Source organism: Rhizobium sp. P1_E1 (genome assembly GCF_056406015.1).
Map to the genome: position 1 here is coordinate 1 of NZ_JBFUAY010000445.1, position 1,929 is coordinate 1,929.

Genomic DNA, 1,929 nt, shown 5'->3' on the forward strand with positions numbered 1-1,929 from the left:
ATTCTCAAGGACGGTCAGGGTCTCGAACAGCGAAAAATGCTGGAAGACCATGCCGATGCCGTGGCGCCTCGCCTCGGCGGGGGAGGAGAGGCGCAAGGGTTCTCCTTCCCAGACGACGTCGCCGTCGTCCGGTTGCTCGACGCCGTAGATCAGCTTCATCAGCGTCGATTTTCCCGCTCCGTTTTCTCCGAGGATCGCATGGATCGATTGCGGAGCCACGTCCAGATCGATTGCCTGATTGGCGTGGATCTGGCCGTAGCTCTTCGAAATGCCGCGCAGCGACAGGAGCGGGGTCGTCATGACTTATTTCGGCAACGGCGTGGACACGCCCTTGACGTGCCAGTTCATGGCGATGATCTCGGGGTCGGCCATGGTTGCGCCGGATGCGACACCCTCGCTGCCGTCGGCCTTGGTGATCGGCCCGGTGAAGGGCGAGAAGCTGCCGTCGGCGATCTTTGCCTCGATCTCCTTGATCTTGGCCATCACGTCTGCCGGAACATCCGGATTCCAATCGACCACTTCGACGACCTTGTCGGCGACGCCGAGGAACGCATTGGCGCCCTTGAACGTGCCGGCGAGATGGGCGTCGACCGATGCCTTGAAGAACGGCGACCAGTCCGTCGAGATGCATCCGAGATAGGTTTTCGGTGCGTATTTCTTCATCGAGGAGTTGAGGTTGAAGGCGTAGACGCCGGCTTCCTCGCAGGCCGAGATGACGGACGGCGTGTCCTGGGCGTTGGAGAAGATCACGTCGCACTTCTGCGCGATCAAGGCTTTGGCGGCTTCCTGCTCCTTGGCCGGGTCGAACCAGGAGTTCACCCACACCACCGAGACCTCGATATCGGGCTTGACGGCCTGGGCGCCGAGGGTGAAGGCGTTGATCGAAGTGATGAGTTCGGGAATGGCGAAGGCGGACACGGAGCCGAGCTTGCCGGTCTTGGAAAGTGCTGCGGCAGCCATGCCGAGCAGATAGGTGCCCTGGAAATACTTGGCAGCGAACGGCGAGAAGTTCGGAGCGACCTGGAAGCCGGAAGCATGCAGGACCGTGACGCTCGGGTCGCGGCGGGCGATCTGCAGGGCGCCGTTCTGATAACCGAAAGAGCCGGCAACCAGGAACTTGTTTCCGTCGGCGACGGTCTTGTTCATGATGCGGTCGGCGTCCGGGCCTTCGGCGATATTCTCGAGCACGGTGACCTTCACCTTGTCACCGTAAGCGGCCTTGATCGGCTCGAGACCGGCCGCAAGTGCATGCCCCCAGCCGACGTCGCCGATCGGCGACGGGACGACGAGCGTGATGCCGAGCGGCTCGTCGGCGGCCAAAGCAAGACGGCTGCCGAGCACGCCGGCAAGGCCGGTGGCGGCAGCGGCCGTCATCAGGTTTCTGCGGGTCAGTTTGGTCATGTTCTCAGTTCCCTCTTTTGGTTTTTTAAAATTCCACGGCGGATAGTGCGGCCTCGGCATCGGCTGACAGCTTGGCCTCGTCGAGACCGGGGAATTCGCCCTTCTGCCAGACGATGCGGCCATTGATCATGGTCATATCGGTCGCCATGCCGATGCCGACGCGGGCAATCAGGCTCAGCGGATCGTGCCGCGTGCCGACATAATCCATGCGGCGGGTGTCGATCGCAAACAGGTCAGCGGCCATGCCGGGCGCCAGCCGGCCGATATCGCGCCGGCCGAGCAGGCTGGCACCCCCTGTCGTGCCGTAGCCGAGGAAATCGACCGGCGGCGGCACGGGATGGGCACGGCCGGAGGAGACGAGGCACTGCAGCATATAGGCGGAGTGCAGGCAGTGCATCAGGTTGGAATTGTCGTTGGAGGCCGCACCGTCGCAGCCGAGGCCTATGCGCAGGCCGAAGGCGGCCATGGCGGGAATGTCGGTAACCTCCGCGCCGACCAGATAGACCGGTTCCGGGCAGTGCGCCACAC

The 1,929-nt window shown here is 63.3% G+C and carries 3 protein-coding genes; all 3 read right to left on the minus strand.

The window, feature by feature from the left end:
- A partial coding sequence (locus tag AC1D1Z_RS36890; RefSeq protein WP_477853759.1) for an ATP-binding cassette domain-containing protein occupies window positions 1-300 on the minus strand: 300 nt, incomplete at its 3' end.
- Between the two features lie 3 nt (window positions 301-303).
- Window positions 304-1,401, minus strand: coding sequence for a BMP family ABC transporter substrate-binding protein (locus AC1D1Z_RS36895; RefSeq protein WP_018449141.1), 1,098 nt, complete (start codon window positions 1,399-1,401; stop codon window positions 304-306).
- Between the two features lie 25 nt (window positions 1,402-1,426).
- The coding region (locus tag AC1D1Z_RS36900) for an amidohydrolase family protein (RefSeq protein ID WP_477853761.1) at window positions 1,427-1,929 on the minus strand (503 nt) is incomplete at its 5' end.

Excerpts from the sequence above, each read along its gene's own strand:
- AC1D1Z_RS36895 (WP_018449141.1), bottom strand. The coding sequence starts at position 1,401 with ATGACCAAACTGACCCGCAGAAACCTGATGACGGCCGCTGCCGCCACC.